Consider the following 25,604-nt stretch of genomic DNA (forward strand, 5'->3'; position numbering starts at 1 on the left):
TATAACACACATATAACACATAACACTAAACATTACATTAAATATTATATCAAACACACAACTACGACATACCACAAATTAAAAATGTATGTGCAATTCAATTTTAAATATATCTTATCTTCAAAATAATTTTTAATAAATACCTAGTAATACTTTTTTTTAATTTTTATTATTCGTATGTTAAAAATATTAATAATTTATTATCCCTTTTAGAATATTATTTTAAAATTATATTTTCCATAATCCTATATAATAACATAAATAAGTTCAAAAATATATAGTATATTAAAATGTTTATATATTAAAATGTTTGATTAAATGAATGAATTATTTAATAATTTTTAAAAAATAATACGATATTTTTGGGGGAAATTATGTATTATAGGACTGTACCAAAAAATGGGGAAAAAATATCTATTTTGGGCTTTGGTGCGATGAGGCTACCTGAATATTATGGAAAAATAGATGAGGAAAAAGCCGAAGAATTATTTGTTTATGCAATAAAAAATGGTGTAAATTTTATAGACACTGCAGTACCGTACCATAATGGTAATAGCGAATCCTTCGTAGGAGAAATTCTTGAAAAACATAACCTAAGGGATAAAGTAAAGATTTCTACAAAATTATCCCTTGGTTCCCCAATTGAAGGTGGGAATGAACTAAAAACTATTGAAGATTTGGAAAATTACTTAGATAAACAGCTTAAAAAGTTGAAAACGGATTATATTGACTACTATTTGATTCACGCAATTACAAAACAAAGTTGGGAAAAATTAAAATCGTTAGACGTATTTGAATTTTTAGAAAAAGCAAAAAAAGAAGGAAAAATTAAAAATACAGGATTTTCAACCCATGAAGACTATGAAACCTTTAAAAAAATTGTAGACGCTTATGATTGGGATGTCTGCCTTATCCAATATAATTATATCGACCAAAATACACAGATTACAAAAAAAGGTCTTGAATATGCAAAATCCAAAAATATGGGTATTTTTATTATGGAACCGCTTAGAGGTGGGAAATTAGTATATAAAGTACCTAAAGAGGTTAAAAAAATAATGGACGAGTACCAAAATAATTATGATAGTTATAATAATCCTATTAACTCATCAAATCCTGTTGATTGGTCTTTTAATTGGCTTTGGGGGCATCCTGAAATTACCTGCGTTCTTTCGGGTATGAATTACATGCCTCATTTAGTTGAAAACGTTGAATTGGCCAACAATTTTGATTTGGAAAATTATAATATATATGGAGATTCTGAATCAATTTTAAAATATAATTCGGTTATTTCCAAAATAGCTAGAATTTACGATGATAAAACAAAAATAAATTGTACTGATTGTAATTATTGTATGCCATGTACTGGAGACGTCGCTATTTCTAGAATATTTGAACTATATAATGATAAACATATTTTTGAAGATGAAAAAGATAATATAAGAGCTTATTACGCTAAATTGGACTATATGAAAGATATAGGGGGCGTGAATGGTGTTTGGAAAAATGCTTCAAGATGTATTGAATGTAATGAATGTATTGAGAAATGCCCTCAACATTTGGATATTCCAAATTTATTAAAAAATGTAGCTTTAGAATTTGAGGGAAATGAAGAATATTACGAATACAAGGTTGAATTAATAAAATACCTGTTAAATAATGATATGATTAGATGATTAAAAAAATAATATCAAAAATTTAATATAATCTCGAATATCAATTATATTATATAAATTATGTAATTATCAATTAAAAGAAGTGATTTTATGGTGGACAAATCCCAAGCATACGAAGATAAATTTAAAGGCTGTATCATTGGATTATCGATAGGTGATGCTTTAGGTATGCCTGTAGAATGGTTTACAAGGTCACAGATTGAAGAAATGGGGGGAATAAGCGGATATATCGACCCCATAAATAAATTTAAAGGTGTATTAAAAGCAGGCGACTATACTGACGATACCGAGCAGACTTTAGCACTTGCGAATGCTTTTGATAAGAATGGATATAATGAAGATAAATTTATTGAAAATTTGCTCTATTGGTACAACCACAATCCCATAGGTATTGGACCTACGAGTAGCAAAGCACTTGAAAATTTGTCAAAAGGGATTAAAAATGGAATGCCCTCTGAAACTTGTGGTTCTGCCATGCGAACAGCTCCATTGGGTTTATTTTATTTTGATAATTTAAGTAAATTAGTTGAAAAAAGTATTTCAGTCACGAAACTAACTCATAATAATCCTAATGCAATAGCAGGAGCTCTTTCCATTTCGTTCGTGGTTTCAAAGTGCTTAGTGCATGGTATTGCACACAATACCTATGATAAATATAGATTTGAGAAGGGCGGGTCTGATGATGGTTTAGTTGCTATTGATAAATTGCGGGACGTCTACGAAAAAGACGTGGGAGCCTTTTTAAATAAGGATTTAGAAGAAAATGACATCTCACAATATGAACATCCTGAGGCTAGTCATTCCACATATTCTAAAATTATAGAATATAATAAAAATATAATTAATAAAAAACGTATGGAAAAAGGGTATGACCCAATATTATTTATCGGAGAAAGGGACATTAAAAGACCGTTTGAATACCCCGAATTTAAGCAAACAATTGAAGATTGTAGTCATTTATTAATCGATACCTCGATTGAATTTTCTGAAAAAATCATTGATATCTTAGAAATTTGTGAAAATGCTCACAATAACAATTATGATAAAAAAGTTATAGTGGAAGGTTATGATAAATTAGGTACTGGAATTAACGCTATTGAAGCAGTACCTTCTGCAATATTCTCCTTTATGATAAGCAATAGTTTTGAATCATCTTTATTAAATTCAATAAATGCAGGCGGAGATACTGATAGTATAGGCAGTATGTGTGGAGCACTTGCAGGTACCTATTACGGATTTAATGCAATTCCTAAAAAATGGATAGATGAACTATCAAATCACGAACATATAATAAATACATCGATTAATTTGTATAACTTAAAAGTTATGGATTAATCAACTATTTAATAGTTTAAATTTTAAATTTTAAATTTTGAAAAAAGATAATTTAATTCAGGATAATAAAAATAAATATCTGGAATATTTATTAATTTATCTAGTTATCCATTATTATTCTTATTTTATATTTTTATTAAGTTTATTAAGTTTATTAATTTTATGTTATATTCTTATTTTTATTAGATTATTATTGGATTATTTCATTGATTCTACAATTTCAAAGAATCTATCCAATACCTTGCTTCTAAGTCCTTCAACGAATTTAAGACTTCCTGCACATTCGTGTCCTCCACCATCAAGTGAAGATTCAGGTATTTCTTCCATTAACTGTGTTACAATCAAATTCAAGTTGAAGCTAAATGTTTCACTTACTGCGTCTGTTGCTCTTACTACACCGAAATCTGGACCGTATGCGAGAGTAACGATTGGTTTTTCTTCGCCGTGTTCTTGTACGATACTATCGTGTGCAAAACCACATGTTTTACCAGGTGCTGGGAATGTAAACTTGTGTGCGTATTTTTCTACGTCAATAACGTTTAATAAAATACCGTTTGAAAGTTCCCTTGTTTTAATGGCTGGTATAACGCTTTTCATTTGTCTGTCAACCATTTTCATAGCCCTATGGTATAATATGTTGATTAATCGCTCATGTCTTGCAAATTCTTCCTTATTTATTGCGAGTATGTCATCCACAATTCCAGTTCCAGACATGAATTTTAAGTAAAATGCTTCGAAGTCCATACAAAGTGCTATTTTTTGTAAATCTTCGAGTGTGAATTCTTTAGCTGAAGCGATCTTACTGTTTTCAGTTAAGGTTTCTAAAGCTAGTTTTATGTATTGTTTTACTTCTTCACCACTTGCGTGGTCACCAACCATTGCTACACCAGGTAAGTGTTTAATTATATCGGTTACATCGTCATTTATCATTCTTGCCACTTCTGTCGCAAGTGCACCGGCTGTTAAATTGCTGTCTCCACCAACTAAGTAAGGGTTTACGTGTGCATCGATGTAATCATCAATTTCTGCTCTTCCGTCAACTACTTCGCCAGGGTAGTGGTGGTCTACAACTACAACCTCAACGTCGTAAGCTTTAATTTCTGAAATAGCAGGTATATCTTCGTTTGTACTTCCATTATCTACGAGTATTACTAAAGGCATCTTTTGACCAAATCTTATGTAATCCTCTAATGAAAATATAATATCCTTTGTTACATCTTCTAATTCGTAGAAAGGTGCTTTTGAAGGACTTCTTCTATAGTAGTGCCATTGTGCTCCAGAATCTAATGAGAATTCATTCAATACTGGTAAAATTGCTTTTTCTAAGGCAATACCTCCTGAATAACCATCTGTATCAGCGTGATGTCTTAATATGATAGGTCTGCCATCCAACATTGCACGCCTAATTCTTTTGGCAACATCTGCCATTTTAGGTCTTAATTTTTCAAGGATTGGGCTTTCCACTAAAAATTTGATGTCACTTTTAGCTTCTGACTTCCTATCTAACTGTTGTTCGATAGACTCTTTTACAGCGGTTTCTTCGTCTCCTTCGAGTAAAGATAACATCATTCTTTCGATTTGGAGTTTTCCATCTCTCACGCCAACTGAACCAACCACTTCGATGATTGAACCGAGTTCAACTTCAGGATTAGCTCTTACACCTGCGCTTTCGAAAGCTGCAACCCATCCTACTTCAGTACCATCTGTAACAGTGAATACGGTAGGTCCTGGAGTTTGTACTGCCTGGATAACTTCCCCTCTGATTTTAATTACTTTATCTTTCATATTTTCGAGACCATTCTCGAATATTTGAGCGATAGGTATTAAATCATAGTGCTTTTCGAATTTCTTGAGTTCATAACCTGCTGTTGGAATGTACCTAAAGTCTACTTCTCTTTTACTAAGTTTCAATTCTGAAAGCTGTACAACTACTTCATCACCGATTTTAAAGTCGCTGTTTTTCCTACCTACAACTTCTCTAAATCTCAATAATCCCCTAACTTTTTCATTTAATTGAATAAAAACCCCGTATTTTTCAGCTCTTGAAACTTTACCCTTGTAAAACTTACCTTCTTCAAGGTCTTCCATAGTTATAAAATCATCTAAAACATAAACTACCTTTTTATTTTCTTGGTCATCCTTTTGAGATTTCTGGCAGTTTTTGCATAATTTTTTATTTGAATCGTCAGGATATTTTCCTATTTCAACCCCGCATTCATCACATGCTACAATTTTGCCAGTTCCTTCACAAAATTCACATAATCCATAAACTGGCACTTTTCCGGTCCCTTCACACTTTGAACAAGGTATTTCTGCATCATCAAAATCATATTTTGAATTTTTTGATACGCCTTTAAAGTGTTTTTTGGTCTCAAATTCTTCCTGGTAACCGGTCCCGTCACAATCGGGGCATATGTCGTATTTTATAACCTTTTTACCGGTACCGCCACATATTTTGCAATCTTTTATCATATTACACCTGAAATTATTTAATACACGCGTGTGATGCTCTCGCTGTACGTCATATATAATATATAATTTTACATATATTTTAACATACACTTGTATTTTTATATTTTTTATATTATACCTTATAGTTAAAATAGTTATTTCGAATATATAGGTATTTTTATAAATTTATTAATTTTGCCATAATAAAAAAAGCATTTAAATTATATAAAATTACTTAAAAACATTTTCAAATATTTCCAAAGATTAAAAAATAATGTAAAATAACTTAAAATAACTTAAAATAAAGTAAAATAAATAATAGTATTTTTGATTATTTTTCAATTAAAGTTTATTTTATACGATAGACACAATTATTTAAACTTTGTATCCTCATCCTCACCCAAAGACTCCAAATAAGCTAATGAAGCCCAGCCATCTAATTCTTTAGTTATTTTTCTTTTTCCAGACTTTAACATTGCCATGTATTTTAATTGTTCCAGCGTTTCTTCCATTTCCTTCCCATCCATTAATGGGGCGGATACTAACATATCAATTGCAAGTCTATCTAGCTTAGAACGTTCTAAACTCGAAATTTTTGCCATAATGAATCCCCCAATAAGCTTATGGGCATATACCATTTTCAAATAACTTTATACGTTATTTATAATTAATACGATAATTACTAAATTTTCAATAAAGTATTACTCCAATCTTTTTAATTCAAAACCTTTTTATAATTTAGATATCGCGCATATATTAGATTTTCCAAACTAAAAACGGTTTTATTCAATTATTTAGTCAATATTTTATAAACTGTTTCTAAAACATATATAGTTTTTGATATGTAATTACATTCGGTATCTGATTTACATTTGATTACTTTTTAAGGGCAGATTTTTAGAATCAGAAATATTTTATTTAGAAATTTAAATAAATAGATTATTTATAAGTAGATAAATTATAATTAAGTAAGATATTATAATTATAGACGATATATGATGTAATAAGAGGGTAATTATGAATCAAAATAATGCAGAAATTAATAATTTAAAAATTTTGGGATATACAATAGGCGAAACGTCTTCCTACGCATTACAAATGATTTCATCCGATGTTCCAGAAATAGGGCAGTATGTATCAATATATAATGAAGGAACAGAAGTATTGGGAATGATTGAAAATGTAGTTCGTGGAAATTTGATTACTAACGAATTAAAAGAATATGGGGCAGTTACTAATATAAAAGAGTTTGAAAGCGAAGATGAAATTTACACAATTTCATCAATAAAAATTTTGGGCGATACTAAGAATATGCAAATACCAAGACGACCCCCAAAGCCATTAACCGAGATATACAAGACTTCTAAAGTAACACTTGATAAAGTATTTTCCAATGGCAAATTAGAAATTGGAAAATTGATATCATCAGATATAGGTGTTTCCTTAGATGTAAATAAATTATGCTCTAGACATTTGGCAGTTTTAGCGATAACAGGGCAAGGTAAATCAAATACGATTTCAGTTTTATTGGAACAGTTTAAAAAACTGAATGCCACAATAATAGTTTTTGATATGCACCGTGAATATTTGGAAATGGAAAGTTACAGCACCGATTTAAAAATAAATCCAATTAAACCAAAAATAAATATTTACAATATGCACCCTGATTCACTTATGAATTTAGCGGGTGTAGACCCTGCAGCATCTATTCAAAGGTCATTTGGTAGACGTGCAATACTTGGTTTAAATAAAGAACACGAAGAAGTTGAATTTAATAGCGTAGAAGAGTATATAAATACCATAATAACTAGAATAGAAATTTACGCAGATATGGATGAATATAAAAACAAATTAGATAGTTTAATAACATTAAAAATGAGATTTGAAGATTTATTAGCGTATAAATCAAAAATTACTGCAATAAACTACAATCCTATTTCAGGCATTAAAGAAAATAGAATTAACATTGTGGACATTAGCGAACTTGATGAAGAAAGTACGGATTTAATAATATCTTATTTCTCAAAAGAAATATTAAAAGACAGGAAAAAGTCATTTTGGAGCACAAAAACTGCAAATCCGATATTTATAATATATGAAGAGGCGCATTTGATAGTGCCTCAAAATAGACCTACAAAATCAAAAGTGCCCATTTCTAGAATTGCTAGGGAAGGTAGGAAGTTTGGCGTCGGTATTTGCCTTGTTTCTCAGCGTCCTAAGACATTAGACCAAGAGGCACTTTCACAGTGTAATAATTTCATAATCTCAAAGATAATTGAACCAAAAGACCAAAGATACATCCAACAGGCTTCCGAAAGTCTAAGTGAAGATTTAATTGCACAGTTACCTTCTTTAAACGTTGGTGAAGCTATTGTATTAGGTCCTTGCCTTAAAATACCTGCACTTATAAAAGTAAACCGTTTTAATGGAATTTACGGCGGTGAGGACGTAATGTTTGATGAATTATGGGAAAAAAGTGAAAATGATTTATCAAATAAAACTTTGGGAAAAAGTATTTTTGAAGATGAAGAGGATGAATTATAATTATAGATTTAATTATAAAATAACAATAACTTTTTAAACATATTTGTTATTTTTATTTTTATTTTATTATTTTATTACTATTTTATTATTTTATTACTATTTTATTATTACTTTTATCGTATAATATTTCAAATTTCAATTATATCGGTAACATTAGTATTAAAGGCAAAATAAACGGAACTAAAGCGCTTAATATAACCCCATGTACGAATGAAAGCATTGTATACTCATTACCGCCAAATTTAGCCACTACGGGCATTGTTGAGTCCATTGAAGTTGCACCGCCCAATGTTATAGCACTATCCTTTGGAAATTTTTTTATGACTAGCGGGTAACCTACCATAGTAAATATTTCCCTCATAAAATTCATTAAAAATGCAATAAGTCCAAATTCTGTTGAGTAAGTTACTATTGTAGGTCCAGCTAAACTGTACCAGCCCAAACTCATAGATATGGCCATACTGTACTTTAAAGGAATGCCTAAAAGTGGTATTGCAATTATTGCTGATACAAATGCACCAAATATTGATATTGCAGGTAATAATAAGCCCATTTTACCCACATGTCTTATACTTTTTAAGCCATCACTTTTTGCTAAGTCTATTCCAATTAAAAATACCATAAGATAGAGCATTAACTCGTAGGTATTTGCAAAATCCATTGTCGTGTATTTGCCTACCGCATACCCTATGATTAAAGCCAATAACATAATATGAGTAAATGACAATTTATTTGTTATTTTCTTTAGAGTTGAATTTTTAGACGTGAATTGTGATTTTATCATGTAATCATCCTTTTATTTGTATTCTTAGGTTATTTTATTTAGTTTTTTAATATGTTTACTATTTTTTAATATTTTTTAATATTTTTCTTTTTTTATTTTATTTTATTTTCTTTTTAATTTTTAGATAATTTACGTGTTTTCATCTTATTCATTATAACTGTGGCAATTATCAAGGTTACAAACATTGTTAAAAGACAAAATTCTAATGAAGTTATAACTGTGGATACTGCATTTGTCTCCATTTTTCCTGTGGAAACGCCTATGAAAAATACCAATAAAATTAACGTTAAATTTATAATGTTGGATAAATTTTTGTTCTTTAATTGTTTTCTGAAGATATAGCCCAGCAATACCCCAGATATCAAAATTAGCATGATTATCATAAGATATCTACCTCGTGTTTAATTAAATTTATGTAATAAAATTTATATAATTATATTATATTTATTTAGTTTTTTAGGTATATGTCTTTAAATATATATAGATAATTATATATAATTTCCAGAAGTAATTATCATTTAATAATAAAATAATGAAAATATTCGTAAAAATGATAAAAAATAACAATAAACTAACAATAAAATAATAATTTTAAAACAATTTACAAAATATTAATTTAAATAGGGGGCATATTATGATAGAAATCATAACCTTTCAAGAAGTTAAAAGTAACGACGAACACATTACAGAAGTTATGTATGAAAAATTTTTAAAAGAATTAAAAGAAAAATACCCTAAACTAGAAATAATATCTGAAGATTACGATGAAGAAGTTGATGAAAGTAAAAATAATGGTACAAAATTCTATACAAAAATTTTAGAAATGAAATTAACCTTTGAAACATTCACAGAGTACATAAAATTTTGTATAGAACAAGGTGCTGACTTAGAAGTAATGAAACCTTCAAAAATAACTGTTAGCTCAAAAGAGTTTGGGGAATTGTTATTATACATAATTGAATTTTTTAACAAAATACAAGCAAGATACGATATTAGTTACTCTGTTGAATCAAAACCTGATATCGAATATACACTTGAAGAATTAAGAGAAGGAATTTACGATGAAGATGACATGTATGAGTTCGTAGAAGATGGATATATTGATGCCAAATTTGTTTTAAAGGGATTCGGGAAAAGTGAAAAAGAAGTTGTATCTAACATATTGAAAACCATTAGCGAAGATATGTACGTTAATAAGGTTATTACACAACCTATGGAAATTGAAAACAACGGCGCAAATGGAAATATGCCAAAACCTGGCTTTTCTGGATTAATAGCACTTGAAGTATTTGCAAAACCATTTGAAATAGTAGAATTTACATACAAATATTTACCTGTTACCGTGAAATTCCAAGATAAGGATATAGAATTAGAAATTAACGAAATACAAGACATTGGAAATGATTTGGGTGGTGCAATATTTGAATTATCCCACGCTGCAGCAAATATGTAATATATAAAATTATTATTTTATTTTTTAACATTTACTTTTTTACGATAATTAATTATTTAAAGGAAGTTATGATATTACATACTATCATAAATATAATTATTAATTTCAATTATTAATTTTAAGTATAAATTAATTATTCGTATCATTTAGTGATTAATTCATAATATGGTGATAAAGTGCATCCTTCAATAAAACATATGCGTGAAGATAGATTACCTCACATATTCTGTGCAGGTTGTGGAAATGGGATTGTATTAAACTGTTTTATAAATGCTATGGAAAGGCAGAAATTAGATACCGATGATATAATAGCAATTTCAGGAATTGGGTGCTCTTCTAGAGTTCCAGGCTATTTAAACTGTGATTCATTGCACACTACTCACGGTCGACCGATTGCTTTTGCTTTGGGGACAAAAGTAGCAAGACAGGATAAAAAAGTAGTTGTATTTACAGGTGACGGGGATACATCTGCAATTGGTGGAAATCACTTTTTACATGGTTGTAGAAGAAATATTGATATGACCGTTATTTGCATTAACAACAACATATATGGTATGACAGGAGGGCAGTGCTCACCTACAACGCCACACGAGAAAAAGGCAACTACAGCACCTTACGGAAACCCCGAAAATCCATTAGATTTGTGCAATGTTGCAAAAGCTGCAGGTGCTTCGTATGTTGCGAGATGGACAACAGCTCATCCAATACAACTTGCTAATTCAATCAAAAAAGGAATGGAAAAGAAAGGTTTTGCATTCATCGAAGTAGTTTCACAATGCCCTACATACTACGGTAGATTTAACGTTTCCAAGAAACCTGCTGATATGATGACATTCTTAAAAGATAGTAGTTTAAGAGCTGCTAAAGCTGAAAAAATGAGTCCTGAAGAATTAATTGATAAAGTTATTATTGGAGAATTCCAAGATATTGAAAAACCAGAATACATTGAACAATTGAAAAAATTACAGGATTTATAAGTAATTAACCTAAATAATGCAATAATTATTAAATAGATAATATTAATTAAATAATATTATTAAATAATATAACTAAGCTATTGAGTGAAATTATGAGAAAAGAAGTAAGATTTTCAGGATTTGGCGGTCAGGGTATCATATTAGCCGGTGTTATATTGGGCAAAGCCATATCATTATACGGCGGTAAAAACGCAGTTCAAACACAATCCTACGGTCCAGAAGCTAGAGGTGGGGCAAGTAAGTCCGAAGTAGTAATATCTGAGGAAGAAATAGATTTTCCAAAAGTTATATTACCTGATGTACTTATATCAATGTCACAACCTGCTTTTGACAAATATGGGGAAGAGATAAAAGAAAATGCTACCATTTTAATCGATAAAGATCTTGTAAGTGTTCCTGAAGAATACGAATCAAAAAATAAGGTTTACAAAATCCCATTCACCGAAATCGCAAATAAAGAAATTGGTTTGGGTATTGTTGCAAATATTGTTATGCTCGGCTCCTTAACAAAAATATTAGATGTAGACCCGGAAATAGTTAAAAAAGCGCTTTTAGAAAGTGTTCCAAAAGGTACGGAAAAGAAAAATACCTTAGCATTTGAAAAAGGGTACGATTATATCCAATAATATCTAGATTATTCCTAAATAGTATCTTTTTTTAATTTTGGATTTTTATATTCTTTTATATATTTCTTATATTCTTTTATATATTTCTTATATTCTTTTATATATTTCTTATATTCTTTTATATATTTCTTATATTCTTTTATATATTTCTTATATTTTATTTTAAATTTTAGTTTAGTTGTTTTATTTAGCTTAGTGGATTATAGGGTTATTTTATTACCAATTACTCTTTAAAAATGATTTACTTTAATTTGTTTATTTATTATGACTTATTGACGAGGTAAGTATTATATATGTTAAAAATCATAAATAAGTGTAATAGATTTGTGTAATAAATTATGGAATAACTAATTGTATACTAAAAAAATAGTCAAATTGTGAAACCATGGCTTCAAGAGATTCCCAAATACCAATAATATTCATAGGAATAATCATTATAATTTTAACCGCTATTCCATTCATATTTATGACTGAAAAGTCTAAAACTGAAACTTACGATTATAAACTTAAAGAATTGGGCGTAGTATCACATGAAACCTATGAAACTGATGGAAAAGTATATTTAACATGTAATCAAGTCGTTTTGGAATTAGGAAGTAGATTACATTATGAACTAGATAGAAATAATAAATTAGATATTTGTAAAATAGTTTGGCTTTCAGCTAATGAATTTGAAAATCTTGAAAAATGTACGATATTATCAGAATACAACAACTCAGGTAGGATGATTAAGTACTATAAATTTGAAATTGAAAGACAAAATTTTGAAGTTTTAAAATTAAACAATATTTCAAAAAGTGAATATTATGGAAATTTAGAATACTATTATCCTAAAATCATGAGTTTAGGAGAATTAGAGGTATACTACAGATAAGTATTGCTAAGTATAATTAATTACGGAAATTCGCATATTAAAAATACATGAAACATGAAATTAATTAAATAGATATTTAAATAATTATGTCGTAATAAAGAAGTAGTAAAAATATAAAATAACCATAACGTGAAAACTTGGAGGCTTATTATGGTTACCGTTATACCCCTAAACGAAGAAGAAAAAGCAAGTATTATAAAGGGACTTAGAAGTGCCGTTCCAGCTACAAAATTAGTTACTTTAAAAAGATTAGTTGACCTTACTGAAGCTAGACCTGAATCATTTCAATACATGGACATGTATGACAAAAGGTCATTAAACGAAATTATAACCAGCGTGGAATATATCGTAACATATGATATGGATGAAGTCATTAAAAGAGAAGCTATGGTGACTTTAGAAAAAGTTAAAAGAACTTTAGGTATTAAATTCTTTAACAGTTTAACACTATGTAATAAGTGTAACAACATTATTGATGTAGGATGGGAACATTGTGCACATTGCGGTACCAGTATTGAAAACATGGTATTTGAGGATGTAGAATTCTGTAAAGGTTGTTCAAAGCCTGTTTTACCAGATTGGGTACATTGCACACATTGCGGTATTGAATTGAAGAAAAAAGAAGACACTATTCCAAAATGTAGAAAATGTAGGAGAGAAGTTGACCCTACATGGCTCGTTTGTCCATTCTGCGGTGCAAAATTAAGATAATTTAAATTATATTTATTTTAATTCTTTATTTATTTCTTATTTTTATAGTATTTTATATTATTTTATAGCATTATCTCTTTTTTTAGTTTTTATTCTTAATTTTTAATTTTTTATCCAAATATCATCTATAATTTCATTATTAGTAGATTTTAAGATTATATAATTTTTAAAATCATGTATTGCATTTAAATAAATACCGTAAGCATCATAAGGGCTTTGAAAATGACTGAAATAGTTATGAACATCCTTATCACTCGAAGATTTATTACACATGTAATAGAAGTTGTCACTGGTTTGCAAATTTTTATACAGCAAATATTCCTGAGATTCTTTAGAGTACTCGAAGAAATTTATATAATTTTTTAAACTTTCTAAATTTTGAAAGGCTAAATCCTGCATTTTGTTCCCTAACCAAGCACTTGCGTCTCGCTCCATATCTGCCCAGGAAATAGTATTATGCTCAAATACATTAATAATACCGCGTGAATTACAATTGTCTAATATATCAGACGGTGTAGCGTATTCTATGTTTTCTAACATTGCTAATTGTTCGGGTAACGCTGTCAAAAAGTCAAAAATGCCACTTTCTTTGGTGTGATGCTCCCCAATAGTCTCATAATCCATATAAAGGTTCACGCAATCACCATTGCAACCATTTATCCAACTTGCATATTTTTCAGCCGTTAAAGGATATTCTGACCAATCATTGGATGAAAATCTAAATCCAATATCATCACTTAAACTGTAGTTTCTAAGTAATACCTTTAAACCAGAAAGGGTCTTATACAAGTAGTTTGGAGAACCGTATTCCAAAACACGGTCTACACCTTCAGTAAATATACCTTTAAAACCCAAATCTTCGACTATTTTTGCAACCCGGTTATTATATATCAATTCAGTATTTCTAAAAACTTTTGGTTCGTATTTAAATAAATCCTTTGTCATATATTGATGCTTTTTTATTTCGTCAGTAAATTCCTCTTCGGAAATAAAACAACTTAAGGAATGATAATATGTTTCGGTCATTAATTCAACGTTTTTAGTATCAACCAAATCTTTAAAGATGTCCAAAAGATAATTATCGTATTCTAAAGCTTGTTCTATAAAGGTACCGGTTATACTAAATGAAACCTTTATATCGTGCTCATCTATTAGATCTAACAACAAATAACTTGCAGGGTAGTATGATTTCTTGGATACAGTCTTAAAAAGCTCCCTATTTAGATTTATATCCATATATCTACCCCATAAATCCATATCATTATTTATAAATTTATTTAACCTATGTGGTTGGTGTACTTCGAAATTAAAAGATAAATACATTAAATTCGCCCCCTGAATTTAATAGTTGATAATATGTAGCACGGGTAAAAATAAAATAAAAATTAGTTAAAATTAAGTTAGATAAAATTAAGTTAGATAAAATTAAGTTAGATAAACTTAAATTATTTAGCATTAACTTATTAATATTAACTTATTGACATTAAATTAATAATATTAAATTCTTTCACTTATTTCTGAAGAACTATCATTTTTAGAGTCTAATTTATTTTTAACGGCTTTTTTATATATTTCTGAAGTGTTATATGCTATATTATCCCAGCTATAATTTAATAAATCGTTTTTAGCATTATTAATTATATTATTTCTAAATTCATTATTTTCAATTAATTTGGATATTGCCACTGCCAGCTTTTTGGGATTTTTTGGCTCAACTTTAATTCCATTTTTTGAATTTACAATCTCTGATAGTCCACCAGTGTTGCTAACTACGAGCGGGGTTTCTGAAGCCATAGATTCCAGTGCAACTAAACCAAAAGGCTCATATATTGAAGGAACCACACAAATATCTGCACAGCAGTATAATTTCTTTAATTCATCCCCATTTTTAAAGCCCGTAAATATCATATTCTTATTACAACATAGATTTTCGGAAAGAGACTTTAAATAATCATGTTGCGAGCCTTCACCCACCAATACTAGCTTTAAATTTTTATATTTGTCGGATAATATCCTAAATGCTCGTATAAGATAATTAACGCCTTTTTGATGCTCTAAACGACCGACGTACAGTAACATATAATCGTTATTTTTTATGCCTAATTCATCCCTAAATTCAGATAATTCGTCAGAATCTTGAGTAACACAGTATTCACTGAGGTTGATACCGTTATAAATTGTATGTATTTTATTATCTGGAGCGCTAAATATGCTACATAATTCTTTTTTTGAAGAATTACTTACAGTTATTACTTCATCAGCTTCAAAAACACTTAGAAACTCCATTTCATTTATTATTTCTGATATTTTTGAATTAATACCACTACAGCGTCCATATTCCGTGCTGTGTATTGATTGGATATAAGGTTTATTTAAGAGGTATTTTAAATTTATTCCAACTTTCGACGTCATCCAATCATGGCAGTGAATTAAATCGTATTTATCTATTTCTAAATCGCCTAATTTCTTCTCCATTTCACTAGCCATTAACAGTGACCACGATAGGAAATCTTCGCCCTCTTTTATCATTGGTTTTACACGATAAACGTTAACACCGTTTACTAATTCGGGTTTAGACGTGTACATAACTTCCCCAGTAGTTATAACATCCACTTCATGACCCATTTTAACCAAAGCCTCTGCTAAATTCTTACAATGGATGGATAAACCCCCTACGATTAATGGAGGATATTCCCACGTTAGCATTGCTATTTTCATCCTATCCCATCCCTAAATTTTAAATTTACTTAGTTATTTAATTTAATTAATGATTTATTTCGTTCAGTAGCTAATTTTATCAAGTTTATTAATTTACTAGTAATTAGCTAATGATGAATTTTTGAAAATATAAATTAAAATTAACCCATTATATATTTTTTAATTAAAACTTTTTATTATTAACGATATTTTTTATTTTTTAAAATACGTTTAAATGAATGCGGAATTTATAAGTGCTAACATTATATATGACGAAGATATAAATTAAATTAAGAAGAATAAAATAAACGATGATAAAATAACTCTAATTATTAAAACTATTCTGTATTTAGATTTTAGATTTGATTTTAGTTCAAATGTGCCTGCGAGGTAAATTATGAAAGGGATATACAAGTTCAATTTTGATAATGTACTTAAAGATAAGATTGGGGAAACTGGAATATCTATCGATGAAATTGACGAATTAAGAGATTTTACAAATTTAGCAAAAGCAAACGTAACAAAAAAATATGAAAAAGGAGAATTAGGGTTTATTGAAGTTTTAAATGAAGATTTAGAAATATATGAGGAAGTAAAAGAATTATCAAAAGAATTTGACTATATAATAATCATTGGAATTGGGGGTTCCATTTTAGGTTCAAAAGCAATACATCAAGGTATATACGGTTCTAGTAATACATATCATCCAAAAGTGTTTTATTTGGATAATTCAGACCCTGAAAAGATTTACGAAACTTTAAAAGCGGTAAAATTAGAAAAAACTTTGATATTCGTGATTAGTAAATCCGGAAATACTGTGGAAACCCTTGCAAATTACTTTGTAATAAAAAAACATATGGATAAAAATAATATTACTCCTGCGAAACCAAATTTTGTTGCAATAACTGGTGGCGGTCTTTTGCAAAAAATAGCTGACAAAGAAGGTTATATGTGTTATAAAGTACCTGAAAACGTTGGCGGTAGGTTTTCAGTTCTTTCAGCGGTAGGACTTGCCCCATTAGCTTGTTTAAATGTGGATATTCACAACCTTGTTAAAGGAGCTAAAAAAATGAACGATATTTGTCAAACTGACAATATATTTAGAAATCCTGCACTCTTGAATTCATTGATACATTACAAAATGGACAATACGGGTAAAAAAATATCGCTTATGATGCCCTATATTGGTAGATTACACCAATTTGGAATGTGGTATAGACAACTTTGGGCGGAAAGTTTAGGAAAAGATGGCAATGGACAAACCCCCGTTATAGCTTTAGGAGCTACGGATCAACATTCACAACTTCAATTGTACATGGATGGACCGGAAGACAAAATTATGACATTTTTAAAAGTAAATAGTTTTAAACAGGATTATTCAATTGAAACAGATTATGATTCAGACCTTAAAGGACATAAACTGTCTGAATTGATAAATTCAGAGCAATTAGGTACTGAAAAGTCAATTACTGAAAAAGGAATACCCAATGTAAAAATTACCCTTAGTGAATTAAACGAATATACTTTGGGGATGTTAACCTACTCATATGAGCTTCAAACGGCTTATAGTGGAGAATTATTTTGTATAAATGCGTTTAATCAGCCAGCTGTAGAGCATGCTAAAAAATTATCCCATGCTGTTCTTAAAGGAAGTATCGTAGAAAAATCATACAATGAAATAAAAATTGAGTAATTTAAAAATAAAAAATAAAAAATAAAAATAACTTAAAATAACTTAAAATAACTTAAAAATTGAGGGGATAGATTGCCATTTAAAAATTTGAATGATGTAAAGGAACATTGTGAAAATTTAGAAAATGTATCCATATTTTTGGGATATAATGCAAACGTAGATGCTTTAAAATACATCTCTAATGAAAATGAGATATATGAGCTTTTAGATGAAAAAAACAACATTGGCGATATAAAAATTGATATAAATAAGATAATTGAAAATATAACAATTTACCCTCGAGAAATAAAAACTCCTGAGGAGTTCTTAGCACGTCTAATTTTAGCGATGAAATCAGGCAAACCTGTTGAAATACCATTAATAAGTGCAAATTTATCCCCAAATTTTAAAAAATGGTTAGATGATTTAAAATTTAATGAAAAGAGAATTGGTGGGCAAGTTGGAATTATTGCTAATTTGCTATCGATATTAAATTTAGAAAAAATAATAGCTTATACGCCATTATTATCCAAAAAACAAAGTGAAATGTTTGAAAATAAAGGTAATCATACCAATATATTCTACCCTGTTTTAAAAAAGGATAATCAGGATGTAAAAGTCTCTTTAGAAAATATAAATAACGCGTATAAAGATGATGAAACCAAAATAAACAGAATTTTTGAATATAAGGAGTTCGATTTTGAATTTAATAATGAAAAAATTGATATTCCTAGGGCAAATCGTTTAATTCTTGCTTCTCGTCCTGAAAATTTACGTATTGATATTTCTGATGATATAAGAAATGAATTACCCGAAATGGGTAAATACATTGATTGTGCGATTGTTTCAGGATATCAAAGCATTAAAGAAAAGTATTCTGACGGAAAAACTGATGAATATTACTTTAAAAGAGCAGTTGAAGACATTAAGCTTTTAAAAAGCAAAAATCCGGATTTAAAAGTACATTTGGAATTTGCTTCAGTTCAAAACCCTGAGTTACGTAAGAAAATTGTTGAATATTTATATCCTGTTGTGGATTGTGCAGGATTAGATGAAACGGAAATAGCCAATATATTGAATTCGTTGGGCTATTCGGAAATAAGTGAAAAAATACTAACAGATAGTAAAATAGAAGATGTAATAGGGGCTTCTAAAATAGTTCTTGAAAAATACGACTTAGAAATGATACAAATCCACACGATTTTCTATATCATGTTTATTTGTAAAAAAATTGAAGACAAAACTAAAAACAACATAAAAATTGCTCAATTAAAAAAATCTTTAGAATTTGCTACAATTTTGGCATCAACCAAAGCTAAAAATGGTTTGATAACCAGTATTGAAGATTTAAAAATGGGTTTAGAGACTCCATATAACCAATATGGGGACTTACTGATAGATTTAGTTTCGAATATTTCGAATTCCTCTGAATTTGACAATTATAATATCGTGCTTGTTCCATCTAGAATTGTAAAAAACCCTAAAAGTACCGTGGGACTTGGAGATACCATATCGTCAGGTGCTTTCGTTAGTTATGTAGCAGATTTAAAAAATAACAACATATTATAAAATAAAAGGAATATAAATGAATATATAAATGAATATATAACATAAATAAATAAATGAAAAATTCTTTTCTAAAATAATTTTTAAACTTTATTTTAACTTATTTTAAAATCAATATTTTGTTTAAATGGACGAGCCCGGAGGGATTTGAACCCCCGACCACAGGGTCCGAAGCCCTGTATTCTATCCAAGCTAAACCACGGGCCCATATAATAGTAAAATAACGCCAAATCGTTGGGCTTTTTACGTATAACGGAAATATTAGAATTAATAAATTTAAAACAATCTAAAACGGTTATTTGTAGTTTATTATATATAAATGTAACTATTATTTTTATTTTATCGTTTATACTATCAGTTATTATACTTTTGTTATACTTTTGTTATAATTTTTAGTATACTTTTTATTATATTTTATTTTAATATATTATATCTAATTCTACTTTATTATGCTATCTTAGGCTATCTTAGGCTATCTTATGTTTTATTATATCTTGTTATCACTTATAATTTTTATTTGAAAAATATTTATATAATATAAAATAGGTTAATATGATTAATAAACTGAAAAAATTAAAAATAAGAATTAATACATAGAGCGTGAAAATTTGCGAGAATTATTACTTATTGGGATAGGCGGTTTTTTGGGTGCAGTTTTAAGGTATGCAATAAGTGGAATAATCCCCGTAAAATTTGGAATACCTTCGGGAACTTTAACAGTTAATTTAATTGGTAGTTTAATAATGGGCTTCGTGCTTTACTCTTGCTTATTAGTAGACATTCCCGTGGAATGGAAAATTTTAATAACTACGGGCTTCTGTGGAGCTTTAACTACGTTCTCAACGTTTAGTTACGAAACATTTTCTTTAATGGACGAAGGTTATTTGCTTAAAGCATTTTACAACGTTTTTTTAAACGTTGCAGGCTGTTTATTTATGATATACATTGGTAGACAGATATCATATTCATTATTCAACATATCTTTATAATCTACCCAATAATAAATTAAATAAAACATATTACTAGCAAAAAATATGATTAGATGATAAAAAATAAGCATAAATTAATTAAAAATTTATAAGTATCTTAAGGGTGTTAGTTTGTCAAAACCTGTTGAAATAGTATTTTTAGGCGGAGGAGGCGGTAGATGGGAAACCATCAAACAAAACAAAGGAACTGGCGGTTTTAGAATAACCACAGAGCAGTTAAATGCTCACGTTGACCCGGGACCTGGAGCCTTAGTTCGTATGAATCAGTTGAATATTGACCCATGGGATACAAACTTGTTGGTTGTCTCTCATTGCCACCCTGACCACTATACTGATTCGGAATTAATCATTGAGGCTATGACATTTGGAATGACTAAAATAGCAGGTCGGATAATAGGTAATAGCTCAGTACTATGTGGAAATGAGATATTTGAAAAAAAGATATCTAAATATCATCAAAGTAAAGTGTTGGAAAAACATATTCTTAAAGTTGGTAACTCTATCGATATTGATGATGTAAGCTTTAACGGAACTAAAACTAAACACGGTGACCCTTACGGGGTTGGATTTAGACTTGAAACGCCTCAAGGAATTATTGGATATACTGGAGATACAGAAAATATCCCTTCATTGATTAAAGACTTTTCCGGTGTTAAGGTACTTATTGCGAATGTTGTAAGGGCGGATATTAAAGTACCGGGTCATATGTATTCGGAAGACATAATTTCAATATTAAATAGCATGGAACCATCTGAAAAACCTGAATTAGTAGTTATTTACCACATGGGAACTAAAATGAAGGAACCGGATAAATTTGGGAAATTAATCACTGAAAGAACAGGCATTCTGACAATTCCTGCTAAAATAGGGCTAAAATTGACAATTGATGAAAATATAAATTATGAATATTTAAAATATTAATTTTAGTTTTTTACTTCTTTTTTATTTATTTTATATTTTTATTCTTTTTAACTTATTTTTTAACTTATTTTTTAAATTATTTATTTTATTAGTTTATTTATAGTATTTTGTAATATTTTTTAATTATTTACAAAAGGATAATTTTATAAGCTATAATTTAAATAAGTAAATAGCATATTCAAACGATTATAATCAGTTATTACAAGTTACAATTATTCGAATTCAAGTGATATTATGCCAAATAACCAAAAAACCGAAATAACAATTTATTCCCCAAATCATTATACTTATGGTGCAATGTTAATGGGTGGGATATTAAAGAAAGAATTTAAAGATGGTAAAATTAATTTAATCAATAATTTAAACTCAAATAGCCGAAAAATTTTATCAAATTCAAATTTTGTAATATTTGCCCTTTATTCAACACTCCACATATTAAACACCGAGATAAAAGAGACAATGGCTGAAATTAAAAGGAAATCGCCAAATACAAAAATTTTTGTTGCAGGCGCAGTTTCAGCTTACCCTGAAATCATATTAAATGAAATGAAAATGGTTGATGCTGTGATTATGGGCGAAGGTGAATATACGACCCCTAATTTAATTAAATATTTTAAAAATCAGATCGACAGTCGATTAGGTAATAAAAATTCAGAATATTTGGAAGATTTTAAAGAAATTGGTGGTATAGCCTACAAATTAGAGTCTGAAGATTCAAATAATACAAATAATGATATAATAGTTCAAGTCTCAAAAAAGAATAAAGATATTGAATTGGATTTTTCAGACCTTTTAATTCCCAATGATATCGAAAAACAAACCATAAGAGGAGCAAATGTATATATTGAAACGCATAGGGGTTGTTTAGGTAATTGTACATTCTGCCAAGTTCCAGAGTTTTTCGGGCGAGATATAAGAAGTAAACCCCTTGAATTAATTTTAAAAGAGGTAGAAAACCTTAAAAAAAGAGGCGTAAAAAGAATAGCAATTAGTGGAGGTACGGGAAGCCTTTACAACTTTAAAAAGTCATCGAATAGAAATTTATTTATTGAAATGATAGAAAAAGTTTCAGATATCATCGAACCTAAAAATTTGTCCGTACCTGATATGAGGGTTGATTACGTTGATTCGGATATTTTAAACGCTATAAAAAATAATACTGTAGGATGGGTATTTTATGGCATAGAAAGTGGAAGTAATAAATTATTAAGTGATATGAAGAAGGGTACAAATCCCGAAAAGAACTTAAACGCCATAAAACTAGCGAAAGACTGTGATGTAAAAGTAGGTGGCAGTTTTATTGTAGGTTACCCCACAGAACGAGAAGTGGACTATCTGATGACTAAGGACTTTTTAGTCGATGCAGAACTTGACGACATATTTGTAAGTAGTGCTGAACCAATCCCGAAAACAAGATTGTGCAATAAAGTGATTGAAACGAAAAAAGAAGATAATCCAACCTTTAAATTACATAATGGGATGTATAGAAAGTTACATTTAACTGAAAGCGAAGCTAGATGTTTTGATTTATTATTACACGCTGAAATGTGGCGTTCTATTCCAAGAATTCCAAACCCTCAAATCAAGAAAATATACCTAGATGAAGCAAAAACTCAAGGAAATGACATAAGAAATGTTACAAATTTAGTATACAATTATAAAGATTTGATATATAAAGATTTTAACAATTAAAATAAATTTATAGATTTATAAATTATAGGTTATAGGTTATAGGTTTATAAAGTTATATATAACTTGCAACAGATTTTAATTTAAAAGTAATATAATTAGGATAATTTATTTAAAATTCCAAAAATGTATTAAAAAGTGAAATTATGAAGTGTACAAAGTCTGATTTAAAATCAAAGTGTAATGAAAATAGCGATAAATGTGATGCAGTGAATATTTTGGATAAAAAAATAAAAATGATATCTGAATTCATACAAGAGTACTACGAAACTACAAACGTAGAAGGCGTAGTTTTAGGGCTTAGTGGTGGCATTGATAGTGCATTAGTAGCTTATTTGGCAGTAAATGCACTAGGAGCCGATAAAGTACACGGTATAATAATGCCAGAGTCTAGTTCTAACCCATTAGATAAAGAACATGGCGAATTAGTGGCTAAACTATTAGGTATTAATTACCATGTAAGCGATATTACCCCATTAATGGAAGCTTTCGGGGCAGGGGGCTACTCTAAAGATGAAGAAGGAAACTTAAAGGAATTCAATAAATTAGCAGACGGTAATTTAAAGTCTAGATTTAGAATGTGTACCTTATACTACTATGCAAATAAAAATAACAGTTTAGTGCTTGGTACAGGTAATAAATCAGAAATATATATGGGGTACGGTACTAAATTCGGTGATTTGGGCTGTGATATCTTACCGATTGGTCACCTATTTAAAACAGAAGTTAGGGAACTTGCAAAACATATCGGCGTTCCTGAAGATGTAATCACAAAGGCGCCTTCTGGTGGCTTGTGGGAAGGTCAAACCGATGAAAAGGAAATGGGTATTACTTATGAGATATTGGATAAGTTATTACATGCAATGGAAATAGGCAAGGATCCAGAATATACTGCAGAGCTTTTAAATATTAATTCTGAACAAATGATTAACATAATGACTAGAATTGATAGAAATAAACATAAATCATTGCCAATTCCGATGCCTAATAAATATTTAGAGTTAATTGAATAATAATCTCTTTTTATTTTTTTATATTTTACTTCTTTTATTTTACATTTTATTGATTAACTATTTATTTTTTAAAAGATAGACTTATTTATGAAATCTAAAAAAAGTAACGGATGATTTTATGTATATTTTAGGATATGATAAGGATATAGAAAGTTCTAGTGAAGTTTTAGAAGCATATGAACGGCTAATTTCTGAAGATATAAATGTAAAATTGGTTGAATCCCCTCAAGAGTTTTTAAAATTGTTTAAAGACTATATTTCTAGTAATTTATGTAATGGACTAGGATGTGATAATGAAAATAACGCAGAAATTGAAGTTATTAGCGGTTTTGTTAGAGGTAACCTATCATCGTCCAAAATAATGCCCGAAATAAAAAATTTAATAAAAAAAACCTTTGATGCTAAATTCTATAGGGCTTCCATATTGAAAAATCCATTTTTGGATAAATATTTTATATTGGCACCTGTTGGGATAGATGAATTTAGTTTTGAGCATAAAAAACGAATTGATGATAAATTAGAGTTTATGGAATATGTAATAAATTATTTAAAAAAACATAATAGAACTTATTCGTCAAATAAAAATATATGCGATACAAAAATAACAATAGGGCTACTTTCTGGCGGTAGATTATCTGATTTGGGTCGAGACCCCTTTATAGACGATACAATATATGAATGTAAGGATATTGTAAACCTATTTAATGAAAAAAAGAATTTAGAAAAGGATTTAGAAGAAAATTTAAAAAATGTAGATGTTATACATGATGGTATATTGATAGAAGAATACTTAAAAAAAGGTTTTGACGTTGTTATAGCGCCTGACGGGATTTCTGGAAATCTAATATTTCGCTCTTTGGCACTAGTTTGTGGCTTAGAAGGTTGTGGGGCACTTTTAGTATCAAGACAACCCATAAATTTCATAGATACTAGTAGAAGTGGAAATTATTTGAGATATTATAATGCAGTTAAATATCTTAGTAATCAAAAATGAATAAAATAAAATGAATAAAATAATTGGATAATATAAAATAAAAATAATTATGGGGACATTTCGTACATTTGTATATATTACCACATATTTATGTAAATCGGATAATCTTTAATTAATCCCTTTCTTTTTTTAATCATTAAAATGGCATCACTGCCATCTTCGTAATAATTGTACAATATTTTTCTGTCACTGTATCCTCGCTTGTAGTAAAATTTCCTGGCAACTGTATTTGTAAATCTTACCTCTAAGACGATGTGTTTGACCTCGTAAACTTTGAAGAAATGGTTTTCAATTGCGTCTAATAGCAAATTACCTATTCCATGATGTCGATATTCTTTATCAACTGCAATAGAGACCACATGTGCATTACCCCATTCTAAAACTGTTATTATGTAGCCCAAAACGTAGTTATTTTCATCTAAAGCTACTAAAAAACCGTCTGGACATTTTGAGTGTAAACTCTTTATCAAAAATTCAGGGTATTCGTAATCAAACGATTGTTTTTCAATTTCAAGCACTCGATTTAAATCACATTCTTTAAAACTTCTCAAGGTAATTCTAGACATCATAAATTTCATTCCTGGTGTTATGGTTAGTTACTAAATATTTTAATTTATCTAATTTATCTAATT

22 protein-coding genes and 1 tRNA gene are annotated in these 25,604 nt (G+C 28.9%); 15 read left to right on the forward strand and 8 right to left on the reverse strand.

Annotation, left to right across the window (positions count from 1 at the left end; genetic code table 11):
* Nucleotides 1-374: 374 nt before the first annotated feature.
* Both J2127_RS03670 and J2127_RS03675 read left to right on the forward strand, forming a co-directional pair.
* Nucleotides 375-1,676, forward strand: a complete 1,302-nt coding sequence (locus J2127_RS03670; RefSeq protein ID WP_209732187.1) for an aldo/keto reductase — start codon at nucleotides 375-377, stop codon at nucleotides 1,674-1,676.
* 90 nt (nucleotides 1,677-1,766) lie between these two features.
* Nucleotides 1,767-3,011 carry an ADP-ribosylglycohydrolase family protein gene (locus J2127_RS03675; RefSeq protein ID WP_209732189.1) on the forward strand — a complete coding sequence of 415 codons (1,245 nt, stop codon included), beginning with the start codon at nucleotides 1,767-1,769 and terminating at the stop codon, nucleotides 3,009-3,011.
* Nucleotides 3,012-3,209: 198 nt separating this feature from the next.
* On the opposite strand, the gene J2127_RS03680 is transcribed toward J2127_RS03675, so the two are convergent.
* Nucleotides 3,210-5,483, reverse strand: a complete 2,274-nt coding sequence (locus J2127_RS03680; RefSeq protein WP_209732191.1) for a DHH family phosphoesterase — start codon at nucleotides 5,481-5,483, stop codon at nucleotides 3,210-3,212.
* Nucleotides 5,484-5,833: 350 nt separating this feature from the next.
* Nucleotides 5,834-6,064: a hypothetical protein gene (locus J2127_RS03685; protein WP_209732193.1), complete on the reverse strand. Its 231-nt coding sequence runs from the start codon at nucleotides 6,062-6,064 to the stop codon at nucleotides 5,834-5,836.
* Between the two features lie 415 nt (nucleotides 6,065-6,479).
* Here J2127_RS03685 and J2127_RS03690 point away from each other — a divergent pair, with 415 nt between their 5' ends.
* Complete coding sequence (locus J2127_RS03690; protein WP_209732195.1) at nucleotides 6,480-8,006, forward strand: helicase HerA domain-containing protein; 1,527 nt, start codon at nucleotides 6,480-6,482, stop codon at nucleotides 8,004-8,006.
* Between the two features lie 139 nt (nucleotides 8,007-8,145).
* Here J2127_RS03690 and J2127_RS03695 read toward each other — a convergent pair whose 3' ends face one another.
* On the reverse strand, nucleotides 8,146-8,790 hold the full coding sequence (locus J2127_RS03695) for a lysine exporter LysO family protein (protein WP_209732196.1): 645 nt from the start codon (nucleotides 8,788-8,790) through the stop codon (nucleotides 8,146-8,148).
* Nucleotides 8,791-8,903: 113 nt separating this feature from the next.
* A complete protein-coding gene (locus J2127_RS03700; RefSeq protein WP_209732198.1) occupies nucleotides 8,904-9,173 on the reverse strand; it encodes a LysO family transporter in 270 nt (89 codons plus the stop codon).
* Between the two features lie 251 nt (nucleotides 9,174-9,424).
* On the opposite strand from J2127_RS03700, the gene J2127_RS03705 reads away from it, so the two are divergent.
* From J2127_RS03705 to J2127_RS03725, 5 genes are all read left to right on the forward strand, one after another.
* Nucleotides 9,425-10,243: a hypothetical protein gene (locus J2127_RS03705; RefSeq protein WP_209732200.1), complete on the forward strand. Its 819-nt coding sequence runs from the start codon at nucleotides 9,425-9,427 to the stop codon at nucleotides 10,241-10,243.
* Between the two features lie 176 nt (nucleotides 10,244-10,419).
* Complete coding sequence (locus tag J2127_RS03710) at nucleotides 10,420-11,220, forward strand: 2-oxoacid:ferredoxin oxidoreductase subunit beta (RefSeq protein ID WP_209732202.1); 801 nt, start codon at nucleotides 10,420-10,422, stop codon at nucleotides 11,218-11,220.
* A gap of 92 nt (nucleotides 11,221-11,312) precedes the next feature.
* The gene (locus J2127_RS03715) at nucleotides 11,313-11,846 is read left to right on the forward strand and encodes a 2-oxoacid:ferredoxin oxidoreductase subunit gamma (RefSeq protein WP_209732204.1); all 534 of its coding nucleotides are present in this window, start codon (nucleotides 11,313-11,315) and stop codon (nucleotides 11,844-11,846) included.
* Nucleotides 11,847-12,231: 385 nt separating this feature from the next.
* A complete protein-coding gene (locus J2127_RS03720; protein ID WP_209732206.1) occupies nucleotides 12,232-12,720 on the forward strand; it encodes a hypothetical protein in 489 nt (162 codons plus the stop codon).
* Nucleotides 12,721-12,870: 150 nt separating this feature from the next.
* Nucleotides 12,871-13,431, forward strand: a complete 561-nt coding sequence (locus tag J2127_RS03725) for a double zinc ribbon domain-containing protein (protein ID WP_209732208.1) — start codon at nucleotides 12,871-12,873, stop codon at nucleotides 13,429-13,431.
* A gap of 102 nt (nucleotides 13,432-13,533) precedes the next feature.
* Here the strand turns inward: J2127_RS03725 and J2127_RS03730 are convergent, their stop codons facing one another.
* Nucleotides 13,534-14,754 carry a glycoside hydrolase family 57 protein gene (locus tag J2127_RS03730; RefSeq protein WP_209732211.1) on the reverse strand — a complete coding sequence of 407 codons (1,221 nt, stop codon included), beginning with the start codon at nucleotides 14,752-14,754 and terminating at the stop codon, nucleotides 13,534-13,536.
* A gap of 174 nt (nucleotides 14,755-14,928) precedes the next feature.
* A complete protein-coding gene (locus J2127_RS03735) occupies nucleotides 14,929-16,149 on the reverse strand; it encodes a glycosyltransferase family 4 protein (protein ID WP_209732213.1) in 1,221 nt (406 codons plus the stop codon).
* A gap of 376 nt (nucleotides 16,150-16,525) precedes the next feature.
* Between J2127_RS03735 and pgi the strand changes: the two genes are divergently transcribed.
* Nucleotides 16,526-17,821 (forward strand): glucose-6-phosphate isomerase, encoded by a 1,296-nt coding sequence (gene pgi, locus J2127_RS03740; protein ID WP_209732215.1) that lies wholly within the window; start codon nucleotides 16,526-16,528, stop codon nucleotides 17,819-17,821.
* A 72-nt stretch (nucleotides 17,822-17,893) separates the two neighbouring features.
* Entirely contained in the window at nucleotides 17,894-19,369 is a 1,476-nt protein-coding gene (pfkC, locus tag J2127_RS03745) for an ADP-specific phosphofructokinase (RefSeq protein ID WP_209732217.1), read from the forward strand.
* A gap of 129 nt (nucleotides 19,370-19,498) precedes the next feature.
* On the opposite strand, the gene J2127_RS03750 is transcribed toward pfkC, so the two are convergent.
* Nucleotides 19,499-19,573 (reverse strand) — tRNA-Arg (locus J2127_RS03750).
* Nucleotides 19,574-19,974: 401 nt separating this feature from the next.
* Between J2127_RS03750 and crcB the strand changes: the two genes are divergently transcribed.
* The 5 genes from crcB to J2127_RS03775 all read left to right on the forward strand — a co-directional run bounded on the left by crcB (nucleotide 19,975) and on the right by J2127_RS03775 (nucleotide 24,972).
* On the forward strand, nucleotides 19,975-20,355 hold the full coding sequence (gene crcB, locus J2127_RS03755; RefSeq protein WP_209732218.1) for a fluoride efflux transporter CrcB: 381 nt from the start codon (nucleotides 19,975-19,977) through the stop codon (nucleotides 20,353-20,355).
* A gap of 111 nt (nucleotides 20,356-20,466) precedes the next feature.
* Complete coding sequence (locus J2127_RS03760) at nucleotides 20,467-21,276, forward strand: MBL fold metallo-hydrolase (protein WP_209732219.1); 810 nt, start codon at nucleotides 20,467-20,469, stop codon at nucleotides 21,274-21,276.
* 234 nt (nucleotides 21,277-21,510) lie between these two features.
* A complete protein-coding gene (locus tag J2127_RS03765; protein WP_209732220.1) occupies nucleotides 21,511-22,968 on the forward strand; it encodes a methyl-coenzyme M reductase glutamine C-methyltransferase in 1,458 nt (485 codons plus the stop codon).
* Nucleotides 22,969-23,201: 233 nt separating this feature from the next.
* On the forward strand, nucleotides 23,202-23,978 hold the full coding sequence (locus J2127_RS03770) for an NAD+ synthase (RefSeq protein ID WP_245326459.1): 777 nt from the start codon (nucleotides 23,202-23,204) through the stop codon (nucleotides 23,976-23,978).
* 118 nt (nucleotides 23,979-24,096) lie between these two features.
* On the forward strand, nucleotides 24,097-24,972 hold the full coding sequence (locus J2127_RS03775) for a methyltransferase (protein ID WP_209732222.1): 876 nt from the start codon (nucleotides 24,097-24,099) through the stop codon (nucleotides 24,970-24,972).
* Between the two features lie 77 nt (nucleotides 24,973-25,049).
* Here J2127_RS03775 and rimI read toward each other — a convergent pair whose 3' ends face one another.
* On the reverse strand, nucleotides 25,050-25,541 hold the full coding sequence (gene rimI, locus J2127_RS03780) for a ribosomal protein S18-alanine N-acetyltransferase (RefSeq protein WP_245326438.1): 492 nt from the start codon (nucleotides 25,539-25,541) through the stop codon (nucleotides 25,050-25,052).
* Between the last annotated feature and the right edge of the window lie 63 nt (nucleotides 25,542-25,604).

Origin of the sequence: Methanococcus voltae (genome assembly GCF_017875395.1) — an archaeon.
Taxonomy (GTDB): domain Archaea; phylum AGJL01; class Methanococci; order Methanococcales; family Methanococcaceae; genus Methanococcus; species Methanococcus voltae_C.

Excerpts from the sequence above, each read along its gene's own strand:
- J2127_RS03715 (WP_209732204.1), top strand. The coding sequence starts at position 11,313 with ATGAGAAAAGAAGTAAGATTTTCAGGATTTGGCGGTCAGGGTATCATA.
- J2127_RS03700 (WP_209732198.1), bottom strand. The coding sequence starts at position 9,173 with ATGATAATCATGCTAATTTTGATATCTGGGGTATTGCTGGGCTATATC.
- J2127_RS03770 (WP_245326459.1), top strand. The coding sequence starts at position 23,202 with ATGATATCTGAATTCATACAAGAGTACTACGAAACTACAAACGTAGAA.
- J2127_RS03705 (WP_209732200.1), top strand. The coding sequence starts at position 9,425 with ATGATAGAAATCATAACCTTTCAAGAAGTTAAAAGTAACGACGAACAC.
- J2127_RS03735 (WP_209732213.1), bottom strand. The coding sequence starts at position 16,149 with ATGAAAATAGCAATGCTAACGTGGGAATATCCTCCATTAATCGTAGGG.
- J2127_RS03690 (WP_209732195.1), top strand. The coding sequence starts at position 6,480 with ATGAATCAAAATAATGCAGAAATTAATAATTTAAAAATTTTGGGATAT.
- J2127_RS03680 (WP_209732191.1), bottom strand. The coding sequence starts at position 5,483 with ATGATAAAAGATTGCAAAATATGTGGCGGTACCGGTAAAAAGGTTATA.
- J2127_RS03720 (WP_209732206.1), top strand. The coding sequence starts at position 12,232 with ATGGCTTCAAGAGATTCCCAAATACCAATAATATTCATAGGAATAATC.
- J2127_RS03730 (WP_209732211.1), bottom strand. The coding sequence starts at position 14,754 with ATGTATTTATCTTTTAATTTCGAAGTACACCAACCACATAGGTTAAAT.
- pgi (WP_209732215.1), top strand. The coding sequence starts at position 16,526 with ATGAAAGGGATATACAAGTTCAATTTTGATAATGTACTTAAAGATAAG.
- J2127_RS03675 (WP_209732189.1), top strand. The coding sequence starts at position 1,767 with ATGGTGGACAAATCCCAAGCATACGAAGATAAATTTAAAGGCTGTATC.
- J2127_RS03695 (WP_209732196.1), bottom strand. The coding sequence starts at position 8,790 with ATGATAAAATCACAATTCACGTCTAAAAATTCAACTCTAAAGAAAATA.
- J2127_RS03685 (WP_209732193.1), bottom strand. The coding sequence starts at position 6,064 with ATGGCAAAAATTTCGAGTTTAGAACGTTCTAAGCTAGATAGACTTGCA.
- J2127_RS03765 (WP_209732220.1), top strand. The coding sequence starts at position 21,511 with ATGCCAAATAACCAAAAAACCGAAATAACAATTTATTCCCCAAATCAT.
- J2127_RS03670 (WP_209732187.1), top strand. The coding sequence starts at position 375 with ATGTATTATAGGACTGTACCAAAAAATGGGGAAAAAATATCTATTTTG.
- J2127_RS03775 (WP_209732222.1), top strand. The coding sequence starts at position 24,097 with ATGTATATTTTAGGATATGATAAGGATATAGAAAGTTCTAGTGAAGTT.
- rimI (WP_245326438.1), bottom strand. The coding sequence starts at position 25,541 with ATGATGTCTAGAATTACCTTGAGAAGTTTTAAAGAATGTGATTTAAAT.
- J2127_RS03725 (WP_209732208.1), top strand. The coding sequence starts at position 12,871 with ATGGTTACCGTTATACCCCTAAACGAAGAAGAAAAAGCAAGTATTATA.